The organism is Mongoliitalea sp. (assembly GCF_054166905.1).
In genome coordinates this window covers 41,362-65,795 of record NZ_JBSZCK010000042.1, presented here as the reverse complement: position 1 = coordinate 65,795, position 24,434 = coordinate 41,362, and the positions used below count along the sequence as shown (strand labels likewise).

The 24,434-nt window shown below is 38.4% G+C and carries 19 protein-coding genes; 7 read left to right on the top strand and 12 right to left on the bottom strand.

What is annotated here, in order from left to right; genetic code table 11:
• Window positions 1–36: 36 nt before the first annotated feature.
• The 5 genes from ACXIUD_RS17025 to ACXIUD_RS17005 form a co-directional block, all read right to left on the bottom strand.
• A complete protein-coding gene (locus ACXIUD_RS17025) occupies window positions 37–801 on the bottom strand; it encodes a sensor histidine kinase (RefSeq protein WP_458053850.1) in 765 nt (254 codons plus the stop codon).
• Window positions 802–830: 29 nt separating this feature from the next.
• Window positions 831–1,544 (bottom strand): hypothetical protein, encoded by a 714-nt coding sequence (locus tag ACXIUD_RS17020; RefSeq protein ID WP_458053849.1) that lies wholly within the window; start codon window positions 1,542–1,544, stop codon window positions 831–833.
• A gap of 2 nt (window positions 1,545–1,546) precedes the next feature.
• On the bottom strand, window positions 1,547–1,957 hold the full coding sequence (locus tag ACXIUD_RS17015) for a hypothetical protein (RefSeq protein WP_458053848.1): 411 nt from the start codon (window positions 1,955–1,957) through the stop codon (window positions 1,547–1,549).
• A 40-nt stretch (window positions 1,958–1,997) separates the two neighbouring features.
• Window positions 1,998–2,666 (bottom strand): hypothetical protein, encoded by a 669-nt coding sequence (locus tag ACXIUD_RS17010; RefSeq protein WP_458053847.1) that lies wholly within the window; start codon window positions 2,664–2,666, stop codon window positions 1,998–2,000.
• A 194-nt stretch (window positions 2,667–2,860) separates the two neighbouring features.
• Window positions 2,861–6,052 (bottom strand): CheR family methyltransferase, encoded by a 3,192-nt coding sequence (locus ACXIUD_RS17005; RefSeq protein WP_458053846.1) that lies wholly within the window; start codon window positions 6,050–6,052, stop codon window positions 2,861–2,863.
• Window positions 6,053–6,622: 570 nt separating this feature from the next.
• Here ACXIUD_RS17005 and ACXIUD_RS17000 point away from each other — a divergent pair.
• From ACXIUD_RS17000 to ACXIUD_RS16990, 3 genes are all read left to right on the top strand, one after another.
• The gene (locus ACXIUD_RS17000; protein WP_458053845.1) at window positions 6,623–7,186 is read left to right on the top strand and encodes a helix-turn-helix domain-containing protein; all 564 of its coding nucleotides are present in this window, start codon (window positions 6,623–6,625) and stop codon (window positions 7,184–7,186) included.
• A 143-nt stretch (window positions 7,187–7,329) separates the two neighbouring features.
• Entirely contained in the window at window positions 7,330–7,788 is a 459-nt protein-coding gene (locus ACXIUD_RS16995) for a hypothetical protein (RefSeq protein WP_458053844.1), read from the top strand.
• 2 nt (window positions 7,789–7,790) lie between these two features.
• A complete protein-coding gene (locus ACXIUD_RS16990) occupies window positions 7,791–8,432 on the top strand; it encodes a porin family protein (protein ID WP_458053843.1) in 642 nt (213 codons plus the stop codon).
• Window positions 8,433–8,799: 367 nt separating this feature from the next.
• On the opposite strand, the gene secDF is transcribed toward ACXIUD_RS16990, so the two are convergent.
• The 4 genes from secDF to ACXIUD_RS16970 all read right to left on the bottom strand — a co-directional run bounded on the left by secDF (window position 8,800) and on the right by ACXIUD_RS16970 (window position 13,554).
• Window positions 8,800–11,778, bottom strand: a complete 2,979-nt coding sequence (gene secDF / locus ACXIUD_RS16985; RefSeq protein WP_458053842.1) for a protein translocase subunit SecDF — start codon at window positions 11,776–11,778, stop codon at window positions 8,800–8,802.
• 91 nt (window positions 11,779–11,869) lie between these two features.
• Window positions 11,870–12,232 (bottom strand): hypothetical protein, encoded by a 363-nt coding sequence (locus ACXIUD_RS16980; RefSeq protein WP_458053841.1) that lies wholly within the window; start codon window positions 12,230–12,232, stop codon window positions 11,870–11,872.
• 116 nt (window positions 12,233–12,348) lie between these two features.
• Window positions 12,349–12,966, bottom strand: a complete 618-nt coding sequence (gene udk / locus ACXIUD_RS16975; protein WP_189579339.1) for a uridine kinase — start codon at window positions 12,964–12,966, stop codon at window positions 12,349–12,351.
• 18 nt (window positions 12,967–12,984) lie between these two features.
• Window positions 12,985–13,554: a non-canonical purine NTP diphosphatase gene (locus tag ACXIUD_RS16970; protein ID WP_458053840.1), complete on the bottom strand. Its 570-nt coding sequence runs from the start codon at window positions 13,552–13,554 to the stop codon at window positions 12,985–12,987.
• Window positions 13,555–13,729: 175 nt separating this feature from the next.
• Here ACXIUD_RS16970 and polA point away from each other — a divergent pair, with 175 nt between their 5' ends.
• From polA to ACXIUD_RS16950, 4 genes are all read left to right on the top strand, one after another.
• Window positions 13,730–16,549: a DNA polymerase I gene (polA, locus tag ACXIUD_RS16965; protein WP_458053839.1), complete on the top strand. Its 2,820-nt coding sequence runs from the start codon at window positions 13,730–13,732 to the stop codon at window positions 16,547–16,549.
• A gap of 5 nt (window positions 16,550–16,554) precedes the next feature.
• Complete coding sequence (radA, locus tag ACXIUD_RS16960; RefSeq protein ID WP_458053838.1) at window positions 16,555–17,937, top strand: DNA repair protein RadA; 1,383 nt, start codon at window positions 16,555–16,557, stop codon at window positions 17,935–17,937.
• A gap of 74 nt (window positions 17,938–18,011) precedes the next feature.
• Complete coding sequence (locus ACXIUD_RS16955) at window positions 18,012–18,455, top strand: response regulator (RefSeq protein WP_458053837.1); 444 nt, start codon at window positions 18,012–18,014, stop codon at window positions 18,453–18,455.
• Window positions 18,456–18,616: 161 nt separating this feature from the next.
• Window positions 18,617–20,821: a DUF5916 domain-containing protein gene (locus ACXIUD_RS16950; protein WP_458053836.1), complete on the top strand. Its 2,205-nt coding sequence runs from the start codon at window positions 18,617–18,619 to the stop codon at window positions 20,819–20,821.
• Window positions 20,822–20,827: 6 nt separating this feature from the next.
• On the opposite strand, the gene ACXIUD_RS16945 is transcribed toward ACXIUD_RS16950, so the two are convergent.
• The 3 genes from ACXIUD_RS16945 to ACXIUD_RS16935 form a co-directional block, all read right to left on the bottom strand.
• Entirely contained in the window at window positions 20,828–21,334 is a 507-nt protein-coding gene (locus tag ACXIUD_RS16945; protein ID WP_458053835.1) for a hypothetical protein, read from the bottom strand.
• Between the two features lie 99 nt (window positions 21,335–21,433).
• Entirely contained in the window at window positions 21,434–23,830 is a 2,397-nt protein-coding gene (locus ACXIUD_RS16940) for an alpha-L-rhamnosidase-related protein (RefSeq protein WP_458053834.1), read from the bottom strand.
• A gap of 32 nt (window positions 23,831–23,862) precedes the next feature.
• Window positions 23,863–24,423, bottom strand: a complete 561-nt coding sequence (locus tag ACXIUD_RS16935) for a hypothetical protein (protein WP_458053833.1) — start codon at window positions 24,421–24,423, stop codon at window positions 23,863–23,865.
• Window positions 24,424–24,434 lie beyond the last annotated feature (11 nt).

The following is a 24,434-nucleotide window of genomic DNA, read 5'->3' as shown; positions in this document are numbered from 1 at the left end:
TGGAAAATTACTGAGGGGATTAAGTTCGAATATAGCCTATATACCCGAATTTGGCAAAAATAGTTCAATAGAAGTACCATTTCCTATGCTACTGGTAATTCTTAAAGTACCTCCAATCGTTTCCATCCGTTTTTTCAAATTGATCAGACCCGAACCATCTCCTTTTGTCTGCATATCAAAACCTACCCCATCATCCCGCAAATGTATACATGTGTGTGGTTTTTGTTCATAGATATTTACGGATATATGTTTAGGCCGGGCATGCTTGATGGCATTATTGATACATTCTTGTATGATGCGGATAAGGATCAATTTCTCATCCTTGGTCAACATTAGTTCTGGAACTAGTGATTCAAAAGAGGTGGTACAAAACTCCGCATGTGTAAGTTTATCCAATTCCTTTTGGATGAAGGTTTCTAAGGAATATCCTTCTAGCCACTCTAAGTTTAATACCTTGGAAAGCCCCCTTACTTCCCGGATGATATCATTGATCATAAACTTTCCATTGGCTACTTTTTCAGGCTTAGCGCTAGAAAGGTTCATTTTTGCCAAGGATAGTAATTGACCGATGTTGTCATGCAGTTCCCGTCCTACAAAACTTAGGGTTTCTTCGCGGATTTCTTTCTCCACGTTCAACATGGTTTTTTCATACTCCGTCTGAATGGCTTTCAGTTTTTCTTGATTTTTTATCTGTTTTTGACGGTGATATAAAAGCATTAAAACTATAAAAGAAACCATCAAAAGCATCAAAAAGATACCCATGAGAATGATGACAAATAATCCTGACCCTTCATTTTCCATGATAATTCACTTTCCTTCAATTGGGTTATTTACATACTAAGTTTCCGTGAATTAGAGTATTTGAGGTCAACGGTAGCATCCAATCTATTTTCATTTTTCAGCAAAGCTAAGTAATACAAGAGCCCCATACTTAGATACATAGTGCCACTAAGAATTTTAACGAAAAAGTTAAGAAATTGGACCATAGAACTCTCTAACGTAAGTACGTGAAACAAAAAAGAAAAAAACAGTAAAGAAGCACTGTAGAACAATAGTATGAAGGAGACCACCCAAAAGTCAGGAACCTTCCAAAGTTGCATGTGAGTATAGGTTTCTTTGGTTACCAAATGATAAAAAAATGTAAAGCAGCCTAATATGATTAGAATCCCGGCAAGTGTATAATTATAATTGTGAAACTGTGTAATTGGTGAAATAAATAAACTTGTAATTATTCCCCAACCTATAAAGGTTACGGCAGTATAGTGGAGGATTTTTTTGCTTAGCTTATGTTCAATGATCACGGATAAATAAAACAGGATCAGTGCTGTCTCTCCATATAGAAATCCGATATTGTAAATCCAGTGATTGGTAATTCCTTGTTGTCCCAGATATCTGCCAAAGAATTCGACTATTGTAATTGTTATTATGATAAAAAAAATGATTTGATGCGCTTTTTTGTAGGACTTCAAGTCTAAAAAAAAGCAAGGGATACTACTCAATAGCCCTAGCAAAATCATCGCTGTATACCAATAAATTAATTCCATGATTATGGGTTACATGAAGGTGGGCAAAGTTCACCCCCATTCTTTAAAGATTCTTCTAAATCAGCTGTCGTTTTAGAAGCTATAGTTTTGGGGTTTTCTACATCAATGATTCCCTTTTCCGTTTTATTGGCCGCTGCAATTGCGATGGACATTCTGCCGAGATAATCTTCTCTGTTAGGTTGTCCCTCGGGTAGTAAGTCCAATGTGCTTTTATCGTATTGGCCAAAATACATTTTCAACCCTCCTGTTTGTGGATCTGTCATATCCAAAAGAGACTGAAGGAGTGCTCTGTCAAAAAACACCCAATCCGATTGTTGGTCAATTTCCTGACCATTTTTATCGATTCCTTTGATACATTTTTTTACAGAATTGGCATAAGCTTTACGAAAGGCTTCTAATTGTTCTCTAGTCATAACAATAACATTAGGTACTTGATAAAAGATAAATGAGGCTTTAAGTCAATGAATTTGAATCTTGCGACTTTATACAAATCAAAGGAATAAAAAAAGCAAATCCAAATACTAAATACATGGTACCAGCGAGCAATCTGTTAAAACCAAATATTACTTTGCTATGGGTTGTTACAAATTCAGGATGGAACTGAAAAGTTCCGAATATAAAAATTGCTACACTGTAAAAAAGGGTAATAAATAATCCAATCCAAAAATGAGGAATTAATACCAGCTTTGTGTTTTCAAAAACCTGTTGTTTAACCAACTGATTGAGCAGACGAACAGCCAAAAAAAGAATAAAAACTATATAGGGGAAAAAAGCAAAAAACTGAAAGGTAGATTGAATATCTTGGAGGAAAATGGAAACAAAGATGCCCCATACAATCAATACACCCGTCACTTGTAGGATAGTTTTTTTTATGGATGAAGATTTTGCCAAAAAGTAAAAATAAGCAATCAACAACAGTGACTCTAAATGAATAAAGCCAATGTTGTAATAGAAGGAATTATTGATTTTTTGTCTGCTAGTATTAAAGCCAATAGTCTCCAGTATGAGTACTATTCCCAGGGTTGCTAACAGAACCCAATTGGTCGTACTCAAACTTCTTTTTTTCAAAAAAAAGTAAACGACCGATCCCAGCAAACCAATTGCGATGGTATTTAAATACATGCTTCCAAACATGAGATTAGTTTTCTTTGCAAGGTAAGACTAAAATAAAAGCAGGTAAATCCCTTGATCAGGGTATTTTACCTAAAATACACAAAAAAAGGATGAATATATGTAAGAAATCTGGCCTTTTTAAAAAAAATAGTATCACCTGTACAAAAGAAAGTTCTCGAAGACCAATTAAGACTTATGACTTTTCAAGCTTCTACCATACTTTTGAAAAAAACTTTAAATGTAGAACCTTTTCCTAATTCGCTTTCTACTTCGATATCCCCCCCGGAAAGATTAATAATTTTTTTAACCAAAAATAATCCTACTCCGCTACCTTCAATATGATCATGAGCTCTTTTGAATCTGGCGAAAATTTCTCTTTTTTTATTTTCAGGAATCCCTAGACCATTATCATGGACAGACAAGACTATAAAATTATCACTTAATTCAGTGCTAAATCTGATTTTAGGTGCCCTATCAGGGGAACAATATTTAATCGCATTGCTCAATAGATTTGTTAGAATACTCCTCAAATTTTTTCTTGAAAATGGAATTTCTGCAATTTTTAGGTCTAGTTCGATGATAGCCTTAGATAAGAGCAATTTATTTTCCATTGATAACTCTATTTCTTTTAGCATATCAGCTACGTCAATATTTTCTGTGATATCTATTTCATTTTCAATTTTGACAATATCTGAAAGCTCATTGATGATTGCTCCAAGGTTGTGAATAGATAAGGTAATCAAATCCAAAATCTCCTTTTCTGATTCATTGTGAATTTCATACGATTCTTCTAAGATTGTTATCAATGATTTAAGATTGTTAAGAGGCCCCTTCAAATCGTGAGAGACCGAATAGATAAAGGTATCATGATCTTCATTTATCCTCGAAAGTTTATTTTCAACTAATTTTAATTCTGTGATATCATTGAAGGTAATAATTACGCCATCATTTTTGTTATCTTTTAATCTGATATAGGGTATCACCATCATCTGATACCATCTTCCATCATTGGTCTGAACTTCCTTTTCTATTCTTTTCTCTTCAGAAATTACTTTTGCAATATCATCCATGAGCGTAGAAAACTTGATATTGGTGGATAAATCACTGATTAATCTACCCAGATCGCTCTCTTTGAGGTTGATTTGCAAAATGGCAGAGGGAGAGAATTTCCTCAAAACAAAGCCTCTGTCTACGTAAAGCTGTGCATTGATGGTGGATTTGAAATAATTATTTAGATCATCATTCAAATCTGCAAGTTCTCTTATTTTTAATTGATATTCATTGTTGACTGTTTGCAGTTCCTCATTTACTGATTGCAGTTCCTCATTTGTACTTTGTAATTCTTCATTGCCGGAAATTAATTCTTCATTATAGGAAGAAATATTGTCATTAGAAAGATCCAGCGCATCATATGCATTGTGAAGCTTTTGTTTAGTTTCTGCTAATTCGTTTTTCATATCTTCAAAATAGCGAGCTGTATGCTCTTCTATATCAAAGCTCTCAATTTGTTCCTCTGGCAGCTCTTTTTGTGTACTGAAAAAAATTAATACAACATGTATTGAAGATTGGTCTGATGATAAAAAAGGTTTGACAAGGATGTTTACTGATTGATTGATACCCTCAATTTTAGAGATTACTTTATTTATCTTAGTTTTAATTTTGCTTTTGATAGCTTTTTTTATTGTTGTGAAAGTCGCCATGGAGAGTTCTTGAGGAAGCATTTCAAGAAGATTGAAATTGAAGATTTTCGGAAGCAAATATTTTTCAACATCACCTGTTGAGTGCAGGATTTCAAAGTTAGTATCAATCCAAATTGCTGCTTCATATCCAAACTCAACTAGCAATGTTTGGTGGATGAGTTCTGTTAGATTGGTTGCTTTGAAAGGTTTTTGATGTGTGGTACTTAAATTTAAGTTAGTAACTTGTCGTTCCAATCCGGGAGTGCTGTAAGTTGTATTTCTCATGTTTTGAATTACCTCTAAACTTTTGAATATCTTCCACTTCTTATCATATTCCAAAAAAGATTTTTTTATATCTCCCAGACTCTCACTCGGTCCTAAGAACAAATAACCACCTTTGTTAAGGCAGAAGTGGAGGGACGCTAAAATTTTCCTTTGTAATATTGGGTTAAGGTAAATCAATAAATTTCTACAACTTATTAAATCTATTTTCCCATAAGGAGGCTGCTTAACGATGTCATGTTCAGCAAAAATTATCATTTTCCTGACGTTATCCCGTACCTTAAATTTTTTGTCTTGTTTTATAAAGTATTTTTCAAGCCTTTCTATGGATACATCCTTTGAAATGCTTTCCGAATAGACTCCTTTTGAAGCATGTTGAAGTGCTAACTTGTCAATGTCACTGGCAAAAATTTTAACTTCCAGATTTTTTTGAAGAGATGTCAGCAATTCAAGTATAAGAATTGCCAATGAATAGGCTTCCTCCCCAGTGGCACATCCTACCACCCATACTTTCAGGGTATCAACTTGTAGTTTATCTTCAATTATTTTTTTTAGGACCTGTTCTTTGATAATTTCAAAAGCCTCACTGTCTCGAAAAAATTTAGTAACACTGATTAAAAACTCTTTCGCCAAAATATCAATTTCAGAAGAATTTGACTCAAGATACTCTTTGTAAGCTTTTAAAGTAGTGATATTGTTTTTTGCCATTCTTACCAATACTCTTCTTAAAATTGTTGGTTTCTTATACTCAAAAAAATCGAAAGGGGTATTTTCTTGAATGAGGTTAAGTATTTCGTACAAGTCATCTTCACTATTTTGTGAAATTTGATTGAAGTTTGCCTCTATGGCGGCCTGTTTTAAGTAGGAAAGGATAGCTTCTGGAATTAGGCCCGATGGACGGATGATATCTACATTCCCAGACTCAATGGCACTTTTAGGCATCCCCTCAAATTTTGCGCTTTCTGGATCTTGTACGATTACAAGCCCTCCATTCCGCTTAATGGATACGATTCCTTTGGTGCCATCTGATCCGGTACCTGAAAGTATAACTGCTATACTTTTGTTTCCGCAATCATTTGCCAACGAATCAAAAAATATGTCGATTGCGGTATTGGGCTGCTTTGAATAACTATTGGTAAGGAACAATCTTCTATTCTTAATTGTCATATTCTTCCCCTTTGGCATAAGGTAGATACAATTCGGACGTACAGCCATATCATTTTCGGCTATGAAAATTTGTAACTTACTATGCTTTGTTAATGTCTCTGCCATAAAGCTCTCATGATTGGGAGAAAGATGTTGGATAATTATGTAAGCTGCACCATCACCGGAAGTATTGTCAAAAAGAGAATGGATGGCCTCCATTCCACCAGCAGATGCTCCAATTGCAATTATGAATAAATCATTGTTTGGTAAGCTGGCATCAAATTTCATAGCTTTGGAGAGTAAAATTGTGAACTAATAACGATTCAAGAAACAAGTGAAAAAGTACTAAAATCATGAATGAATCATCTTGATCAGAACTCTATTCCCATTGAAATACTGAAATGTCAGAAAGCATAATTAGAAAGTTTTTTTACTAAATGTAGTGTTAATTTTTGCAAGTACGCTTTTTATTTTTTCATTCAACTCATTTATTTTTAGAGAATTAAAAAAGTCGAGTCTTGTTGAATCTTCAAAAATTGCATAGAGGCGCTCCGAAGACACAAACTTCCAAAACTGTATCGAAAAACTGAATTTCATCGCTTTTTCTTTTGTTACTAAAAAATTGAGCGCAAGACTTAAAATAATTCAATAGAGCCACAATGATTTTTTTTTATGATTAATTTTTTCATGATTTGGGTGTTCAATAAAAAAGCAACTCGATTGACTATTTTTTAATTATCAAATACCAGTTCACAATGTGTTTTAAACCACTTATTGAAATGTGTGCAAATTGAAATGAGAAAATCAACCTCCAGAATAAGTGAAAAATATGAGTAGTTAAAAAATAAAAACCTGAATATGAAACTTTATATTAAATACATGGTCAGTTTGAGATGCAAAATGCTTGTAAGAGAAGAGCTTAAAAATATTGGTATTCATAAAGTAGAAATTGATCTTGGTGTTGTGGAATTTTTAGAAAAGATAAGTGATGTAGATAAAGAGAAATTTGCGGCTTCATTACTCAGATCAGGATTACAATTAATGGATGATAAAAAGTCTCAGTTAATTGAAAAAATTAAAAATTTGATTATTGAGATCGTCCATTATTCTGAAGAGATTCCTAAATCAAATATTTCAAATTTGATTTCTGAAAAACTAGGAATGGATTATAAGTATTTATCCAGTCTTTTTTCAGAAGTAAAAGGAATTACGATAGAGCAATTTGTAATCCATCATAAAGTGGAAAGAATAAAGGAGTTATTACTTTATAATGAATTAAGCATTAAGGAAATTACGTATTTGATGCATTACAGTAGCGTTGCACATCTATCCAGTCAATTTAAAAAATTAACTGGCCTAACTCCAAGCTACTTTAAACAATTGAAGCAACATAAAAAACGCGTAGAGTTAGAAAAAATTTAAGTAGGAATAGCCTGTAAATGAAGAATACTCCTAATGCAAGATAACTATGACACTTTAGGAAATAATTGTATAACAGGCAAATAAATAATATTGGCCACCTTTGTATAGTCAGCAAGACCTTTGCTGATTAAATAAAGAAAGCCATGAATGATACACTAATTCAAAGGTTACCTTCCTTAGCTGTTCTATTTTTTTTGATAGTAAGTTGCTCAACTTCTGTCCAAAGTAGTGAACGGCAAAAAGAGCAGCAGAAGGAAGAAGAAATGAAGACTAGAGTTGCACTTTTTGATGAGGAAAGAAATTTTGTTCTTGATTTTGATAGTTTCCAAGAAAACACTCAACTCAGGGTAGAAAAAAATACTCAATCCATTTCACTTTTAAGGCAAAAAATACTGGAGGAGAGAAAATCTAGTTTAAGTGATTTTGCCAAGAAAATTAGACTTGTTGAAACTCAAAATAAAGAATTAAAAAAGAGTGTTGATGCTTTTGACTATTCCAAACGAAATGAATGGGAGAATTTCAAAGCAGAAGTTAGTCGCAGTTTTGATGATTTAGAGAACACAATAAATGATTTGTTAAAAACATCTAAAACTTATCAGTAATCATGAAAAAGTCACTTCTATTATTCAGTATTTTCATGACTTGCTTATTGATGGAGTCATCAGGACAATCTTACAATACTGACTCGAGAGAACGAGTTACGGCAGGGTTAAAGGTAGGGTTAAATCGTTCTAATGTATGGGATGAGCAAGGGCAGGATTTTAGAGCTGATCCTAAAATTGGTTTTGCTGGAGGTGTTTTTGTAGGAATTCCGATAAATAAAATTTTTGGATTTCAACCTGAGTTCCTCATCTCTCAAAAAGGGTTGAAAGGAAACGGAACACTATTAGGTACAGAATATTCTTTCTCTAGAACTTCTACATTTATTGATATTCCACTTCAATTACAGATCAAGCCTGTTAGGTATGTGACGCTTTTAATTGGACCACAATTTTCACACTTATTCAAAGAGAAGAATACATACACGTTTGGTTCAAATAGTACCGAGCAAGAGGAAGAGTTTGGAAAAATTGACGTGAGAAAAAATATTTTAGGATTTGTAGGTGGAGTAGATTTAAATATTAATCGTTTTGTGGTCTCTGGGAGATTTGGGTATGATTTCCTAAACAACCATACAGACGGTTCATCTACCGTGCCAAGGTATAAAAACCAGTGGCTTCAAATCACTTTTGGACTAAAGATTTAAAGATGATTGTTCTTTAGCTTTGTTTTTTTCCAATTTTTTAAGGTGGCCTAGCAGTTAGAATCTGCGGGTCATTTTTTTACAGTTTACTTACTACTTTAAGTAATTCGCCATCGTAAAAGAGTATATCAGTATGTGTAATCCTCATTGATATCTGATTGATTCTCAAAAAAATCCCACTAATAACCTGCATATTCCTCATTTTTATAGAACATGGCAGAGGCTTGGTTTGTACGACTTAGGGCATAGAAAAAAAAGGATTAAAATTAAAGAGGCTACCCGTTTTTGCAGGTAGCCTCTTATGTTATGCTAACATTAAAGTAGTTAGGCAAACTTTATATTGCATTAGCAACGTGATAAGTGCTGCTATTTAAACTGTTTTCTTCGCAGGAGTAGGTTCAGTAGATGCAGTAGCTTCCGCTGCCAGCTCACGCTTCATCAAATCTACCACTACAGGAGTCGCAATGTAGATAGAGGAGTATGTACCCACCAATACACCAATCAACAAGGCGAAGGAGAACCCTCTCAATACCTCACCCCCAAAGATCAATAGTACCATTACTACGATCAAAGTTGTGAAAGATGTAATCAAGGTTCTTGCCATGGTTTGGTTGATGGCATCATTGAACATTTTTACCAATTTGGAAGTACCTCTGTTCTCGATATTTTCACGAATCCTATCAAATACAATCACGGTATCGTTGATAGAGTAACCTACTACTGTCAATACCGCCGCGATAAATACTTGGTCGATTTCAAAAGTAGCACCTAAGGTAGAGGCAATGGAGAATGCTGCAATTACAAACAATACATCATGCACCAAGGCCACAATAGAACCTAGAGAGAACTGCCACTTACGGAATCTCAACAAGATATATAAGAAAATAGCAACCAACGCAAAGAACATAGCTTCAGCAGATGATTTCTTAATGTCATCCGCCACGGTAGCACCTACCTTTGAAGATCCGGTAATTGCAAACTGATTATCTCCCATACGGGTAGCGTCCGTTGCAAATGAGTAACCTGTCACTGTTGCCAAGCCTTCAATTACACGTTTTTCCACTTCAGCATTGGAAGCATCGTCATCTTCATTGACCAAGTAGGAGGTAGTCACTTTCATGATGTTGTTGGCACCATAGGATTTTACTTCCACTGATCCATCAAACTGCTCATCCAAACCTACTTTCAAGTCAGATGATACTACTGGGCCTGTAAACTCTACGATATAAGAGCGTCCACCAGTAAAGTCAACACCAAACTTCAATCCATTGATAGCTGCTAAAGCCAAACCTACGATGATGATGCCGGTAGAAATCAAGTAAGCGACTCTTCTCTTGCTCAAGAAGTCGATGTTGAGTTTGCTCAAGCGATCACCCGCCAATGGCGTTACAAAAGAAACCTTACTCTTATCACCTTTCTTAGTCATCCAGTGTACAATCACACGTGTGATGAATACAGCAGAGAAGAAGGAAGAAGCAATACCGATCATCAATACAATGGCAAAACCTTTTACAGGACCCTGACCTAAGGCATATAAAATAGCACCTGTCAAGAACGTAGTTACGTTGGAATCTAAGATGGCAGAGAATGCTTTGTTATAACCTTCATTGATTGCAGCCAGTAAGCCTGAACCATTTCGAAGTTCTTCTTTGATACGCTCAAAGATCAAGACGTTGGCATCAATAGACATACCGATGGTCAATACAATACCTGCAATACCCGGTAAAGTCAAAGCTGCTCCCAACTGGGCAAGGATACCCAAGATAAAGAAGATGTTGAACACTAATGCAGCGATAGCAACTAAACCACCTTTAGCATAGTAAGCAACCATGAATAAAACTACCAATACCAAGCCAGCTACCATGGAAACTACACCTTGTTTCTGGGCTTCTTTACCCAAGGTAGGACCAATGATGGCTTCTTCTACGATTTTGGTTGGAGCAGGAAGGGAACCTGACTTCAAGATATTTGCTAAATCCTTTGCTTCCTCTAATGTAAAGTTACCAGTGATTTCAGACTGTCCGGAAGGAATTTCACTTTGTACTGTTGGAGCTGTGTATACATAATCATCCAATACCACGGCAATTCTTTTTCCAATGCTTTCAGAAGTCACTTTTCTCCATCTTCTAGCACCATCAGCATTCATCTGCATGCTTACCGCTGGTCTGGATGATTGGTCTAGCGTCTGTCTAGCATCGGTAATTACATCTCCATCCATCAAGGCTTGGTCGCTACTTCTGTTGTAGCTGATTGCAAACAATTCCAATAATTCCATACCATCAGCCACTTGTGGCTTCACAGACCAAAGGAATTTCACATTTCTTGGAAGCAATGTTTTTACATCTTCTCTTGCCAAAAGTCTGTTAATGGTTACCGTGTCTCTCATTTCGTAAACCAAGCCTTGAGAAGATCTGGTCAAGCTGAAAAGTGGAGAAACCTGCGTAGACAAATCATCTACATCATCCCCTGCCAACTGTCTTTCCAAGTCCGTAAGTCCGTCTTCGCCTTCTTCTCCATCTACTTCATCAGTTGATGCAGTTTCACCTGCTTTTTGCTGCTGAGCTTCTGCTACTAAGAAGCTATTTACTGCTTCTAATTCTGGTAAAAACTCATTCAATTCAGCAACTTGCCAGAACTGTAGTTTAGCAACCCCCTGCAATAAGTTTCTTACACGTTCAGCATTGCTGACACCTGGTAATTCAATCTGAATTCTACCAGTACCTTGGATACGCTGAATGTTTGGCTGAGATGTACCAAATCTATCCACACGTGTTCTTAAGATATTGAAGGAACGCTCGATGGCATTTTCAATTTCGCTGTCAATTAAGGAAAGGATATCAGAATCACTGCTGTCCAAAGAAACTCTTCCTCTGTTTGCAGCGGTTGCGAAGATGCTGCTTAACTTTTGGTTACCTGCACGCTGATTCCAAGCGCTGTAAAATAGATTGACAAACTTCTCATTGCTAGTTTTGGCAGCTTCGGTAGCTTGGTCCAATGCAGCATTGAAATTTGCATCTTTACTGTTTCCTGAAAGACCTCTCACGATTTCCACCGGAGAAACCTCCAATGTTACATGCATACCACCTTGAAGGTCCAAGCCTAGCCCAAGCTCAGTTTCTTTGATCTCTTTATAGGTGAATTTAGCACCTAAGAAATTGTACACCGGCTCACGATAAATAGAGTCCAGGTACGCTTGCTGTCTAGCAAAGTCCACATTGCCTTGGGCATCTGTGGCGTATTCTACAGCTCTTTGCTGTATGTTGTTGGATACAAATGTGAATGACAGGTAATACAGACAGAGTGCTGTAATGACTACCGTCAAAAACACAATAACACCTTGGTTACGCATAACTATAGTTTGATTTTAAATTGTTTCTAATGGATTGAATGTAAAATTACTAGGCTATCAATCGAAGATAGCAACGAAAGGAAAATGGCGCTCAGGGCGCATTAGTAGAAATTATCTGCTCTAAAAGTATTTCCCGGAAATGAAAATTTTGGGCAATCGTACTGACGATGGTAGATACCTTGGACTTTTCTGTAAAGACAAATTCGAAAATTACATGCAGCACATGTTGGGATATTGCAACAGCAAAAGGTACAACTGCATTTACTGAAACAGACAGAAATGTTTGCTCTCCATCTTTTTCTGACTCATTTTGCGAAAGCTCAGTACTTGCAGTACTGCTTTGCTGCAGCTGTGGAAGGTACTCTAGGCCAGAAATAAGCATACAGAATAGTAGCACCAGAAGAAATGAAATTCTCTGCTTCGGGGTGTACATATTTTTTCTACTCTGCTTCATGGTCGGCAAATATAGGAATATTTGGAAAAACCCATACCCCTGATCTCAAAAAATGTCAGAGATGGCAGGTTTTTCTTACCTTTTTAAGGTAAATCCTTGATAAACATAGCCTTTTATCATTTTACTTTTGAGCGCATGTAGGCGCGAATGACATCAAGTGCACGTTCAAAATTCTTGTTATTGGGCACAATAAGATCCGCATCGTTCTTAAATGGCTCTATGAATTTTTCATAAGTCGGCATCACGTGGTTTTCGTATCGGTACAATACATCATCCAAATCGTATCCTCTCTCCACTTTATCACGTACAATTCTCCGCTTCAACTTGATATATTCTTTGGCATCAATAAAAATCTTCAGATCCAGTAATTTTGCCAACTCAGGATAGTAGAGCACAAAAATCCCTTCCACTACTACCACCGGAGCAGGAGCAAATTCGAGCATTTTCGGCTTCTTGTTGGGATTGTTAAAGGTGTATTCCTGCCTAAAGACCGTTTCACCATTGCCCAATTTTTGGATATCAATGGCGTATTGTTCAAAATCGATCGACTGAGGCGTATCAAAATTATGAACACCTTTATCGTCTATAGGCTGCAAATGTCTTGGCTTGTAATAGTTGTCTTGGGAAATCAGACAAACTTCTCCAGGTTCGAAGGAATGTAAGAGTTTATCTAAAAAGAGTGTTTTACCGGATGCGCTACCGCCCGTGATGCCTACAATGAATGGTTTCTTCATGGGGTACAAAAGTAAGCATTATTTTAAAAAGTCAATCAATGCCTGTACTGCCTTTCCCCGATGGCTGATAGCATTTTTTTCCTCCATGCTCAATTCTGCAAAGGTACGTTCATAACCAACTGGTTTGAATACAGGGTCATAGCCAAAGCCTCCTACACCACTTCGTTGCTGTATGATTTCTCCTTCGGCCACTCCTTCGAAGCGATATTCTTTTCCATCCAAGAGCAGTGCAATGACTGTTCGGAATCTGGCAGTTCTATTTTCCTTACCTTCCATTTTTTCCAATAAAAGGTTGATATTCCGCTCATCGCTGCGTGGTTCACCAGCAAATCTTCCTGAATAAACACCTGGAGCTCCATTCAGTGCATCTACTTCTAGGCCCGTATCATCGGCAAAGCAATCGACCCCAAATTTTTCTTGCACATACCGCGCTTTTTGAAAGGCATTGTGTTCCAAGGTATCGCCCGTTTCGGGAAGTTCTTCGGTACATCCAATCGCTTCCAAGGATACGATTTCAAAACTATCGCCCAAGGCAGCCTTCACTTCTTGAATTTTCTTGACATTGTTGGTAGCAAAACAGATTTTCATGGACATGCGATTGGAGTGGATGATAAATTTGTGACGATTTCTGACACTTGAAGGCAAATTTAAGTTTTTGTCTTTGAAGTAGCCCTTCCCGTCGGATTATTATTTGTAATTTAGCTTTCTGTTTCATGGTAATGAAACATCCATAATCGATTGTTCACTCAGGAATTTTACATACATGTCTCAAAAAGGCGACAAGAAATTATTTCTATTGGATGCTATGGCGCTCATCTACCGAGCACATTTTGCATTCAGCAAAAATCCACGAATCAACTCCAAAGGCCTAAATACAGGTATCATGTTGGGTTTTACCAATACCTTGTTGGAGGTCATTGAAAAAGAAAAGCCTACTCACTTAGCAGTAGCTTTTGATACTTCTGCACCGACTTTTAGACATGTACAGTTTGAGGCATACAAAGCAAATCGTCAAGAGCAGCCTGAGGATATTTCCATTGGTATTCCATGGGTAAAAGAATTGGTCAAAGCCTTCAATATTCCGGTTTTGGAATTGGATGGATATGAGGCCGATGATATTATAGGTACCATCGCTAAGAAGGCTGAGCGCACGAGTTTTGAAGTGTACATGATGACTCCGGATAAGGACTATGGGCAGTTGGTGGAGGAGCATATTTTTCTTTACAAGCCTGCATTTATGGGCAATGCGGTGGATGTAATGGGCCCAAAAGAAGTATGTGCCAAATGGGATATTGAGCATGTGGATCAGGTCCGTGATATTTTGGGCTTGATGGGTGATGCGGTAGACAATATTCCTGGTATTCCTGGCATAGGTGAAAAAACAGCCGTTAAGCTTTTAAAAGAGTATGGAACTATTGAAAAGCTGTTGGAGAATACTGACAAACTCAAAGGTAAGCAAAAGGAAAATGTAGAAAACTTTGCGCAGCAAGGACTTTTATCCAAAGAGTTGGCCACCATCAATATTGAGGTGCCGGTAGAGTTCAATGAGGTGGATCTGCGCTACGAAGGTCCGGATGAAGAAAAATTGAAGGCTTTGTTTGCGGAGTTAGAGTTCAGGACACTTACGCAGCGTGTTTTTGGTGAGAAGATCAAAAAACCACAGGCGAAAGTCAGTGAGCAACTGGGATTATTTACTGGAGGCGCAGAGGAAGAAAAAGAGGAAGAGGTAGCAGCAGTAGATGAAAGCCCTATAACTGTTCCTGATTTCTTTGATAATATCCTTACCAAAGCACACGATTATCATAGAATTGATGGCGATGAAGCTATTGCAGAGCTGATTGCCTACTTAGAATTGCAAGAGGAAATTTGTTTTGATACAGAGACAACATCCCTCAATCCCAATGAAGCGGAGTTGGTTGGTTTGTCTTTTGCTTATGTAGCGGGAGAAGCATTTTATGTGCCTATTCCTGAGAATCAGGCTAAAGCCAAGGCTATTTTGGAAAAGTTTCGGGGAGTATTTGAAAACGAAAGCATTACCAAGATCGGTCAAAATGTAAAATATGACCTTTTGGTATTAAAAAATTATGGATTGGATGTCAAAGGCAAGTTGTATGATACCATGTTGGCTCATTATCTAATCGAGCCTGAAGGTAAACACTCCATGGATTGGTTGGCTCAGCAATACTTGAATTACAGACCTGTATCTATCGAATCATTGATTGGCAAGAAGGGGAAAAATCAAGGAAATATGCGGGATGTGGAGGTGGATGAAGTTGTGGCTTATGCTTCCGAGGATGCTGATATTACCTTGCAGCTCAAGTCTAAATTGGACCCCATTATCCGTGCCAACGGATTGGAAAAGCTTTTGCTTGAAGTCGAAAGCCCTTTGATTCAGGTATTGACTGAAATGGAATTTGAGGGAGTAAAAATTGATACCGAAAGTTTGGCAGAATTGTCGGAGACCTTAGAGGAAGAGAGCAAGGCAATCGAAAAGCGGGTATTTGAATTGGCGGGAGTAACTTTCAATCTTGCTTCTCCCAAGCAGTTGGGAGATGTTTTGTTTGAAAAATTAAATCTAGACCCCAAGGCAAAAAAGACTAAAACAGGGCAATACGCCACTGGTGAAGAGGTGTTGAGTAAGTTGGCGGCAGATCATGAAATTGCCCGTGCGATTTTGGAGTACCGTCAGATGGTTAAGTTGAAGTCTACCTATGTAGATGCTTTGCCAGCCTTGATCAATCCAAAAACAGGTCGGGTACATACCACATACAATCAGTTTGTTGCTGCGACAGGAAGATTATCTTCGACAAACCCCAACTTACAGAATATCCCAATCCGTACCGACCGGGGTAGGGAAATCCGAAAAGCATTTGTTCCCAGAGATGAAAATCACGTCTTGATGGCGGCGGATTATTCCCAGATAGAGTTGCGCATCATGGCGGAGTTTTCCAAAGATGAATCCATGTTGGAGGCATTCAAAAATGGAAGGGACATCCACGCAGCTACTGCAGCGAAGATTTTTCAGGTGCCTTTAGAAGAGGTGACTTCTGACATGCGAAGAAAAGCCAAGACGGCTAACTTTGGGATCATTTACGGTATTTCTGCGTTTGGTTTGTCCCAGCGCTTGGGTATCCCTCGAGGAGAAGCCAAAGAGATAATTGATGCTTATTTCAAGGAGTTTCCGGCAGTCAAATCATATATGGATGATTGCATAGAAAAGGCCAGAAAAGATGAGTTTGTGGAGACCCTATTGGGTCGCCGACGCTACCTGCGGGATATCAATAGCCGCAATATGACCATGCGTGGCTTTGCAGAGCGCAATGCGATCAATGCACCTATTCAAGGTTCCGCTGCCGACATGATCAAGGTGGCCATGATTCATGTACATCAGTGGATGAAAAAGGAAAAACTAAAATCGAAAATGATCTTGCAGGTACATGATGAATTGGTTTTTGACGCGCATAAAGACGAGTTGGAGATTCTTCAACGTGAGATCCCCCGCTTGATGGCAGACGCAGTGAAGTTGGCTGTACCCGTTGTAGTGGAAACAGGCGTTGGTAAAGATTGGCTAGAAGCCCACTAATCAATATGGCAAAAGTAAAAACCAGTTATTTCTGTCAAAACTGTGGTGCCAATTCCGCCAAATGGTTGGGTAAATGTCCTGCCTGTGGGGAATGGAATACTTATGTGGAGGAATTGATTCAAAAGGAGGAAACGGGCTTGGGAAGTTGGAAACCAACAGCCTCCAAAGAGCGAAAAGTCCAAGCCCCCAAGTTGCTACATGAGGTAAATTTTGAAGAGCAGCCTCGGATAGTTACCAGAGATGCAGAACTTAACCGTGTTCTGGGAGGGGGTATAGTTCCAGGTTCGCTCATTCTGATCGGAGGAGAGCCAGGGATCGGAAAGTCCACCTTGCTCTTGCAGATAGCCTTGGAGCTTTCGAAGTTAAAGGTGCTGTATGTGTCAGGAGAGGAAAGTGAGCAACAAATAAAGATGCGTGCTGATCGTATGGCATTCAAATCAGCTAATTGCTATGTGTTAGCCGAAACAAATACTCAGCAAATATTTACACAGGTAGATCTTTTGAAACCAGATTTATTGATTATTGACTCAATTCAGACCTTGCATAGTCAGTTGGTTGAGTCTGCAGCAGGATCCGTTTCACAGGTACGAGAATGCACAGCAGAATTGATGAAGTTTGCCAAAGAGACAGGTACTCCCGTGTTTTTAATTGGTCATATTACCAAGGAGGGTACAATTGCAGGTCCTAAAGTGCTGGAGCATATGGTCGATACAGTTTTGCAATTTGAGGGAGATCGGCATTTAACATACAGGATTCTTCGCACTTCCAAAAACCGCTTCGGGTCAACCCATGAATTAGGAATCTATGAGATGCGTGCAGAAGGACTGAGACAAGTAGCTAATCCTTCTGAGATATTACTTACCCAACGGGAGGAAATTCTCAACGGTGTTTCTATTGGAGCTATGATGGAGGGCAACAGGCCACTCTTGATAGAGATACAATCCTTGGTAAGTCCTGCGACATACGGAACTCCTCAGCGAAGTAGTACAGGTTTTGATTCTAAGCGATTGAATATGCTTTTGGCGGTGTTGGAAAAAAGAGGGGGGATGCGTCTAGGGCAACAGGATGTGTTTTTGAATGTCGCGGGAGGATTAAAGGTGGATGACCCAGCCTTGGATTTAGCTGTCTGTGCTTCTTTGATTTCTTCCTATGAAGATACTGCTATTCCAAGTAGCCTATGTTTTGCGGGTGAAGTTGGTTTGGGAGGGGAAATCAGGGCCGTTCATAAAGTTGAAAGTAGGATTTCGGAGGCTGAAAAACTAGGTTTCAAAAGCATCATGGTTTCCAAGTACGGATTGAAAGGAATAGAATTATCCAAGTTTGGAATAAATATTATACCGATTGTCAAATTGGATGATATGTATAAAAATATCTTCTTAGCATCGTAATATATTTGTATAGATGGCATTACTTGAATTCACCAAAATAATGCTTACATTAGATATCGAAAACACTTTTACCTATGAAATTGGATCAAGCTTGGCAAAAAATCATACTTATAGATGATGATTTTGTTTACAATTTGATGAATGAAAAGTTTTTGAAACTGATTGGTTTCCCGGGTCAAATTATCCCATTTACCGATGCCAATGAGGCATTGAAATTCATTCAGCAGCCTTCCCAAATGAAGGAGTTTAAGGAAACAAAACGTCCCTCATTGGTACTATTGGACCTCAATATGCCTCGGTTGGATGGTTGGGGTTTCTTAGATATTTTTCAAAATTTCGATGATGAAGTCAAGAAAGCCTTCAAGGTTGTAGTATTGACGAGTTCTATTGATCCTTTGGATATGGATAAGGCAGCGGGTTATCCTTCAGTAGAATACTTTGAGGTGAAGCCATTAAAGCTTGAAACCATATATAAGCTTATCAATCGTTTAGAACCAAAGATTAATGATTTGCTTTAATTGGTAAACTGGTAACTAAATAAAATTTTTTCTAGTAACTCAAGTGTTTGTTCAAGCTTTTATTTGCAATTGTTTCAAATTTAAAACATATTCTTGCCTTCGGTATAAATTTTTTCCTGCTAGTTAAATTTCCCAGTAATTTGCAGTGTTAGACCCAGTGTATGAGATTGCTTATTTTCCTAATAGTAGGTGTTTGGTTCGGTGCTACCATTGCATACACCCAGACACTACCACCTCTGATAGCAGAGAAGATTGCAGTTCCTATTCAAATCGATGGAGAATTGGATGAAGAGGTATGGTCAAGTCAAGACTGGGCCAGCAATTTTTATCAATTTTTTCCCTCTGATACTTCCCTTGCTTCTGCCCAGTCGAAGGTCAAAATAGTTTATGATGATAAATTTTTGTACATAGCTGCTATCATGTACAACAAAGGTCCACGAAATAAGTATGTCAGTACATCGCTTCGAAGGGATTTTAGAGGGGAGCAGAATGATGGAATAAGTTTTGTTTTTGATACTTTCAATGACAATACAAACGCTTTCCAATTTGGAGTGAATCCTTATGGAGTGCAGCGGGAATCTTTGATAGCCAATGGCGGTGCTCAAGGTTCAGATTTAAATCTAGCTTGGGATAATAAATGGTATTCTGCCGCCAAAATTCATGAAGATTATTGGGTAGTTGAAGCCGCGATACCTTTTTCTACTTTGCGGTATAATGACGGAGCGATCAATTGGAATGTAAATTTCTATAGGATTGACAGTGAAAATGCCGAAAGAAGTACTTGGACCCCAATTCCTCGTAATTTTTCCATCATCTCCTTGGCATTTTCTAGGAAGCTGATTTTCATAGAACCATTGAAAAAAGAGGGAGCAAATCTCTCATTCATCCCTTATGTGGCAGCTGGTACTGACCGTAATTTTCTGGAAGGCACCGGCAATCCGCTTAAGCCCGCGGTGGGTGCGGATGCCAAAGTAGCTGTAGGACCGGCATTGAACCTAGATTTGACCGTCAATCCTGATTTTTCTCAAGTCGAAGTTGATGAACAGGTGACTAATTTGGATCGCTTTGAAATCTTCTTTCCCGAGAGAAGGCAGTTCTTTTTGGAAAATGCGGATTTATTCGCAGACTTCGGTACCCAAAATGTGCGTCCTTTTTTCTCTCGGAGAATTGGTGTGGATAGAGATGAGCGTACGGGGCAAAATGTACAGAATCAGATCCTCTTTGGCGCTCGCCTGAGTGGAAAGTTAAATGATAATTGGAGAATAGGTGCCATGAATATGCAAACTGCCTCTGATGAGGAGCGTGGAATTGCAGGGAAAAACTTTACCGTAGCAGCAGTTCAGAAAAAAGTCTTCTCTCGCTCAAATATCGGTGCAATTTTTATCAATAGGGAAACAATCGACCTTGGTCAGGAAAATACCCTGTTCGATCCCAGTCAAAAAAATAGGCTTGCTGGACTAGATTACAATTTGGCATCGAAGGATAATCGTTGGAACGGTAAATTTTTCTATCATAAGACCTTTGGTGCTGAAAAAATTGAAAAAAGTTATGCGGCCCACGGTCAGGTTACCTACAATGATTTGAATTGGACTTTGGGGCTTGGGTACTCGGATATTGCGGAGAATTTCAATCCTGAGGTTGGCTTTACCCCTAGAAGGGATTACAAGCGCGGCTATGCTACTGCGGGGTATCAATTTTTTCCTAAATCCAATTGGATTAACCGTCATGGACCTGGTTTTGAATCCGAAGTATTATGGAATGAGACCTTAGGTATAACGGATGAGTTTCATTCTTTGCAATATAGAGTTCAATTTCAGTCTTTATCTGTGTTGACACTATCCGCCAATAATCGATTTACGTATTTGTTCGCTCCCTTTGACCCTACCCGTACGGGAGGCGAGCCCTTAGCTTCAGGAACAGCATATCGAAATAATTTTATAGGTTTGAGGTATTTCAGTAATCCAAGAAATGTCTTTTCTGTAGTGGGGAGGGCAGAAATTGGGGAGTATTTTACGGGTAATATCAAAACATTGGCAGGCACGATGAACTGGAGGATGGGTTATTTGGCTAATATTTCCATGAACTTTAGCTACAATAATATCCGTTTACCTGAGCCTCAAAACAGTGCCGACCTATTTCTTATTGGCCCTAGGATTGATTTGACGTTTACTAAAGACTTATTTTGGACCACCTTTGTGCAGTACAACAATCAAATTGATAATCTCAACATCAATACCCGATTGCAATGGCGATATGCGCCTGTATCTGATTTCTTCTTGGTGTACACAGATAATTACTTCCCAAGCAATTTCGCAGTGAAGCAGCGAGCCCTAGTGATGAAACTCAATTACTGGTTTAATATTTAAGTAGCCTTATTTAAGTTGACTTTTGGAATACTCGATGAAGAAGTATACGAGGGGACTGAATAAAATCAGTGGGAAAAACAAAATCATCCATGTAGGTACACCTGTTCCATAATTGGACCCGGTATGAAAAGAGAAATACTCAATCATCAAAAATATGATGATTAAGTTTAATTTTACCCAACGCCACAGTCTGCGATTAATGGCAATAAGGGCTCTTTTTTTATCTGTAGATGCATCTACTAAGTGATCGATATCCCGATTATAAAAATTAAACCAACTTATCCCAATATAAAAAAAAGTTGCAACTAAAGGTACGGCAAAAGTCATTTTACTCGCCCAATAGTCACTAGGTGTTTCAAAAAAATTATAATTAGCAGGTACTTGTTCTTGACCAAGCTGTTGAAAATAGGCGGTCTCTAACCATAACCATACCAAGGCTACAATTCCTAAAACTTCAATAAGTTTGTCTGCAAAGGACAAAGGTATAGGTGCTGATTGCTCCGGTGCTTTCATTGTTGGGACTCGAAAGTTCTTTTTCGAAAGCAAATCTATGCTGATATTTAGAAAATTCCTGTACTTTTTTTATAAAACACAGGAATTTGCAAAATTTTATCATTTTCGTAACCGAATAAGGATTTCATTTCCCTTAGCTTGGATACTTTTTTCAAGGGTCAAGTTGGTTCCATTTACTTCTACTGATTGCCACTCTCCTGGAGGAATATGAAATACCAAGTCCCAATCTTTTTCTTTTTGTTGTATCAGGGCTTCAAATGTATTAGCAGTTTGTTGATAGGCCACAGACAATTCGTTGGTGCCCACGAGAATATGTTCTATGCTGATATCATTCCAATCCCTCGGAAGTTTTGGGCTCAAATTTACTTTCTTACGGTGTGCCTCTGGCTCTATACCAAAAAATTGAGTAACAATCGGTACTCCATAACTGTAAAGATTCCAAGCCTGACTCATCATCCCGTAATCAGGTGATACTTCATAAATCGAGCCTGGCAAAGCAAAGCTGAAAGAGCGTGTCATCCGCTGCATGTATTCCAAAGCCCGGTCGGGGCGATTGTAATTATTTTCTGCAATAATGGATACACCCGTAGGGAGCGTCATGACAGCACCTGTGTATGAGAACACTTTACTACCTATAAATGAACCATCCTCATAATCAGCAGCATCATCCCGATCAATCCCTGTCACAAATACGCCAAATGGATTAACAAATCTTGCACCTTTGTCTAGTGCAATAATCGCTTTATCTGGATCTGCTATCCCCATTTCCATGGGTGTATTGACCACCCAATTGTGAAACACAACAAAGCCCTGCTTTTTGTCTTTTGGATACTTGGAAATTCTGCGCTTAGTTTCCTCTAGTTCTTCCACTGCCCAAGGTTTGTTTAAGGTGTCTGCCCGTATGATGGCTGCATCTATCAAATGAAGCGCTTCACTAGTTGTGCCGATAAAATCAGCAAAACTATTAAACTCTGGAACCCAAAATTCTTCGTTGATTTTGACTTGGAGCTTTTCGGCAATTGTTTGGTAATAGTAAGCGTCTTCTTCTTTTCCAAGTTCTTTGGCCATTTCGTAGGCATCTGCAAATGCTTGCTGTGTGTATACTGCCACATCGATCATTTCTGATTCAAGGCCATGGATTTCCATCATACCATAGCCATCAGGGAAAAGGTTTCCATCCAAGTCATTTGCTTCCATAAGCCAAGTCAGGCCTTTCTGAATGGTAGGATAGTATTTCTCCAAAAACTCCCCATCACCCGTCCAACGATACACCCACCAGATGAGCGATGCAAATTGAGGTGTTTCGTTAATATTTCCTGGGTTGAATACAGCTCCATTGGTACTCACTTCATGAATAATCCGTCCATTACCATTGGCTTCCGATAGATTGTGGATCAGATCGATGGTAGCATACACCAAATCCTTTCTACCAGTTGCGATAGCTCCTTTTAACGTGTACTCATTATCCACACCAAACCACCAAGGATAGTCAGGCATGCCTGCTCCCAAGCCTCTTCCAATCTCTGGTACATCCCTTACCAACCACTCAGTATTGAATTTTACCCAAGTGAATGCTTCTTGGATATCCCTATTCGGAATGCTGATTTTTGCAAGCTCTGCGATATCCTGATAATGTTGACGCTTTTCTTTGAGGTAATTTTCAGCATGCTGCATCAAATCATCAAAAGAATTCTCGGTTGCAGTTTGGGAAGTGTAAGATCCTGCCACAACAAAACGAATGGTTTCACGTGCCCCTCTTTTTAGCTTCAGTGAATAATTGAGTCTTCCCTTTGTACCCATCCCTCGAGGTTGATAATCGCATGGGTCTTCTGTTCCTCCTTGATAGGAATTAGGAGATTTATTAGCCCCAAAAAGTACATACCACTCGTTTCCTTGGTCTTTTCCCAGCCAGGCTTCGCGATCAGCATCATAGCTAATTTCGTCGGGATGGTCAATCATACCTGTACGCTCACCTAGCCAAACAGGCTGTAAATCCGTATGCCCTACCCAGGTAAATTCAAAATTTTGAGTGCTCGTTCCGGTATTTTGAAATGTAAATTCGATAACTACCCCTTCTTTTCCCTCTGGCACAAATTGAAAACGCTCGATTTTCAATCCCGGTACGGTAGATTCAAATAGGTGCTTGTTACCTATCGGGTAATTGACAAATCTATCTGCTTGGTTTAAGCAAAAAAGGGTATTGTCCAAATTGATGGCAGCACTGAATCCATCCATTAATTTGATGGGATGATTCCAAATACCTCCCATTTCTCCTTCCACATGCCAGCCCAAATCAGGAAAGCTACCGTCTTGATGACCTACAAGATACACTCTGTCACCAGCTGCAAAAAAAGGGCTACCTAGAAATTCTTCTTTTCCCTCTTTACTAAGCCAATCTTGTACAAGTGTACTGAGTGGTGGTGAATCTTGGGTTTGGCAAGCAGTAATTAACGCCAATACCACTAGAAAAAACGATGGATGCTTGATTTTTTTCATATGTTCTTCGGGCTAAATCAGTTTTGGGAGAATTATTCCCAACCCCAAGCCGGCCCAGGGCTTTCTACCTCTTTTGTCAGATCAAATTTTACAGAAAAATATCTTTCTGATCCTATTCTACGAAGATTGTATGTAAAAGAGTTGTCATCAACCGTAATCCACCACACATTATTCGCTGCGTAAGGAATCAAATCTGTAGTTTCTTGATCTGCTGGGAAAAATTGAATGTTCTCCATGCCAGTATTAGAAGTAAGTCCTCCATATTGTGTTACCTCATCTTCGCTACCATCTTCATGGCGATGATCATGCTTTAATTTCAATCGATCCCCTTCTTTGGTGATTACCCATGTTCTTGATTTATCATCTCCTACAAAAAAGGGAATATGCACAAAGTCCTCTCCACAGTCCACTACATGCATAACCAATCGTTTGCCAGCAAACTGATCATTAGGACCTACCGGTGTAACTAGTTCTCCTTCAAATGATTTACCACAATGTTTACGTAGTTGATCAAGAAATTTTTCATTGGCAGGTTTATCCTGAGCCCAAACTGTTGAAGCAAAAATGAAGAAAATTAGCGTAAGGATTCTCATAGAGTGATTGT

Coding starts and splice junctions, on each gene's coding strand:
- ACXIUD_RS17025 (WP_458053850.1), bottom strand. CDS start 801: ATGGAAAATGAAGGGTCAGGATTATTTGTCATCATTCTCATGGGTATC.
- ACXIUD_RS17020 (WP_458053849.1), bottom strand. CDS start 1,544: ATGGAATTAATTTATTGGTATACAGCGATGATTTTGCTAGGGCTATTG.
- ACXIUD_RS17015 (WP_458053848.1), bottom strand. CDS start 1,957: ATGACTAGAGAACAATTAGAAGCCTTTCGTAAAGCTTATGCCAATTCT.
- ACXIUD_RS17010 (WP_458053847.1), bottom strand. CDS start 2,666: ATGTATTTAAATACCATCGCAATTGGTTTGCTGGGATCGGTCGTTTAC.
- ACXIUD_RS17005 (WP_458053846.1), bottom strand. CDS start 6,052: ATGAAATTTGATGCCAGCTTACCAAACAATGATTTATTCATAATTGCA.
- ACXIUD_RS17000 (WP_458053845.1), top strand. CDS start 6,623: ATGAAACTTTATATTAAATACATGGTCAGTTTGAGATGCAAAATGCTT.
- ACXIUD_RS16995 (WP_458053844.1), top strand. CDS start 7,330: ATGAATGATACACTAATTCAAAGGTTACCTTCCTTAGCTGTTCTATTT.
- ACXIUD_RS16990 (WP_458053843.1), top strand. CDS start 7,791: ATGAAAAAGTCACTTCTATTATTCAGTATTTTCATGACTTGCTTATTG.
- secDF (WP_458053842.1), bottom strand. CDS start 11,778: ATGCGTAACCAAGGTGTTATTGTGTTTTTGACGGTAGTCATTACAGCA.
- ACXIUD_RS16980 (WP_458053841.1), bottom strand. CDS start 12,232: ATGAAGCAGAGTAGAAAAAATATGTACACCCCGAAGCAGAGAATTTCA.
- udk (WP_189579339.1), bottom strand. CDS start 12,966: ATGAAGAAACCATTCATTGTAGGCATCACGGGCGGTAGCGCATCCGGT.
- ACXIUD_RS16970 (WP_458053840.1), bottom strand. CDS start 13,554: ATGAAAATCTGTTTTGCTACCAACAATGTCAAGAAAATTCAAGAAGTG.
- polA (WP_458053839.1), top strand. CDS start 13,730: ATGTCTCAAAAAGGCGACAAGAAATTATTTCTATTGGATGCTATGGCG.
- radA (WP_458053838.1), top strand. CDS start 16,555: ATGGCAAAAGTAAAAACCAGTTATTTCTGTCAAAACTGTGGTGCCAAT.
- ACXIUD_RS16955 (WP_458053837.1), top strand. CDS start 18,012: ATGAAATTGGATCAAGCTTGGCAAAAAATCATACTTATAGATGATGAT.
- ACXIUD_RS16950 (WP_458053836.1), top strand. CDS start 18,617: ATGAGATTGCTTATTTTCCTAATAGTAGGTGTTTGGTTCGGTGCTACC.
- ACXIUD_RS16945 (WP_458053835.1), bottom strand. CDS start 21,334: ATGAAAGCACCGGAGCAATCAGCACCTATACCTTTGTCCTTTGCAGAC.
- ACXIUD_RS16940 (WP_458053834.1), bottom strand. CDS start 23,830: ATGAAAAAAATCAAGCATCCATCGTTTTTTCTAGTGGTATTGGCGTTA.
- ACXIUD_RS16935 (WP_458053833.1), bottom strand. CDS start 24,423: ATGAGAATCCTTACGCTAATTTTCTTCATTTTTGCTTCAACAGTTTGG.